3 protein-coding genes are annotated in these 2,252 nt (G+C 50.6%); all 3 read left to right on the top strand.

Annotated features, from left to right (window positions below):
- Window positions 1-261 (top strand): LysM peptidoglycan-binding domain-containing protein (locus ACQGQ5_RS15875; protein ID WP_455737442.1); only part of this gene is annotated, 261 nt, incomplete at its 5' end.
- Between the two features lie 59 nt (window positions 262-320).
- The gene (gene spoIVA / locus ACQGQ5_RS15870; protein WP_455737441.1) at window positions 321-1,799 is read left to right on the top strand and encodes a stage IV sporulation protein A; all 1,479 of its coding nucleotides are present in this window, start codon (window positions 321-323) and stop codon (window positions 1,797-1,799) included.
- 136 nt (window positions 1,800-1,935) lie between these two features.
- A partial coding sequence (locus ACQGQ5_RS15865; RefSeq protein WP_455737440.1) for an FAD-binding oxidoreductase occupies window positions 1,936-2,252 on the top strand: 317 nt, incomplete at its 3' end.

Here is a 2,252-nt window from a genome sequence, read left to right as displayed (position 1 = left end):
GATCTGAAGGTTGAATTAAGGCTCAGCGCCGGAATTTACAGCCAATACAGCCTGAAGCTGATCACGGATGTCGCAGCTGACGAAACCAAACCCAGGGCACAGGACAAATCCGCGGCATTAAGTATTTACTACGCCGACGCGGGGGAAAGCTTATGGAATATCGCCCGTGAATACTGCACCTCGGTCAATGCGATCAAACTGGAAAACGACCTTACCGGTGATGTCGTTGAGAACAGGGGGATGCTGCTGATTCCTATGTAAGATTCCTTGAGAGACCTTCGCAATAAAAATTAAATTTCTCTGCCTGAGGGGGAGGTAAAATGGAAGAACGCAATATTTACAGTGATATTTCCCAGCGCACGAACGGTGATATTTATATTGGGGTGGTAGGCCCGGTAAGGACCGGGAAATCCACTTTTATTAAGAAGTTCATGGATACCATCGTCGTCCCGAACATGGATTCCAGCTACAGGCGCGACCGCGCGATCGATGAAATGCCGCAGTCCGCCGCGGGACGTACCATTATGACGACGGAGCCGAAATTTATTCCGGAACAGGCCGTCAAAGTAAAAGTGGATGACAGCGCCACCTTCTCCGTACGCATGATCGACTGCGTCGGCTACATCGTTCCAAGCGCGCTCGGATACATAGAGAACGATCAGCCGCGCATGGTGATGACCCCGTGGTACGACGATCCGATTCCGTTCAACATGGCTGCGGAAATCGGGACCAAGAAGGTCATTACGGAGCATTCGACCATCGGGCTGGTCGTCACGACCGACGGCAGCATCAGCGATATTCCCCGGGAGGAATATGAGGAAGCGGAAGAGAGGGTCGTGAAAGAGCTGAAGGAAATCAACAAGCCCTTTATCGTCCTTCTGAACTGTACCGACCCGAATTCAGGTCCCGCGGTTTCCATGGCTTCGCAGATGCAGGAGAAATACAAAGTGCCCGTGGCGCCCGTCAACTGCCTTGAAATGGAAGAGGGACAAATCAGGGACATTCTTTCCAAAGTGCTGTTTGAATTCCCGGTGAAGGCGATTAAGGTCGACATGCCGCGCTGGCTTTCCAGCCTTGAAAAAAATCATTGGCTGCGTTCCGCCGTCTACGGCACCATTCAGAATTCGGCTTCGAAAATCTCCCGGATACGGGAAGTCGGGTCGATTATCAACGATATCAATCAATGCGAATATGTCAGCGGAGCAAAAACCGAATCCATCGATCTGGGAACCGGCAACGCGCGGGTCGCCGTCAGTCTGCAGCCGAATCTGTTCTATAAAATTCTGGGTGAAAAAACCGGTATCGATATTGAGGATGAAGGCGGGCTCCTCGACAGCATCCTCGGACTTGCAAAAATCCGGGATCAATACAACAAGATCAAAGACGCCTATCAGGATGTGCAGGACACCGGCTACGGAATCGTGATGCCGGATATTGAGGAGCTTACGCTCGACGAACCCGAGATCATCAAACAGGGCGGAAAATATGGGGTGCGCCTGAAAGCGGCGGCGCCTTCCATTCACATGATGAAGACAAAAATCACGACGGAGCTGACGCCGATCGTGGGTTCCGAGCAGCAGTCGCAGGACCTGATCATGTATCTGCTGAAGGAATTTGAGGAAAGCCCCTCCAAAATCTGGGAATCCAATATCTTCGGCAAGAGCCTGCACGAGCTTGTGAACGAGGGCCTGCACAACAAGCTGTACAGAATGCCTACGGACGCACGTGATAAGGTGCGCGAGACGATAGAACGGATCATCAATGAAGGCTGCAACGGCCTGATATGCATTATCCTGTAAAATGCATAAAATAAACCGCAAATGTGATTCGGCAAAATTAGCCGAATCACATTTTTTTATTGATAAATCTGCTACAAGCCTTTATAATAGAAAAAGGCTATGTTTTACTACTCGTTAAAGAAAAGGGAGTGTAACGATGTTTACGATTGTGGAGAAGCGGATATTGAATGATTCGATGACATTGATGGCGGTAGAAGCGCCATATATTGCAAAAAAAGCGAAGGCCGGCCAGTTCATTATTCTGCGTGTGAATGAATTCGGGGAACGGATTCCTCTGACGGTGGCGGACTACGACCGCGAAAAGGGGACCATCACCATTATTTATCAGAAGGTCGGGAAGACGACCCTGATGCTGGACCAGCTGAACGTCGGCGACGCGATTCTGGATTTCATCGGGCCTTTGGGAAAAGCGACCGAGCTGGAGGGCTACAAAAACGTGGCGGTGATCGGCGG

It is taken from the genome of Caproiciproducens sp., assembly GCF_053840905.1.
This window is presented reverse-complemented; position numbering and strand designations above follow the sequence as displayed.

What these genes read in the sequence shown, in the direction of transcription:
- spoIVA (WP_455737441.1), top strand. Translation starts at nt 321, where the DNA reads ATGGAAGAACGCAATATTTACAGTGATATTTCCCAGCGCACGAACGGT.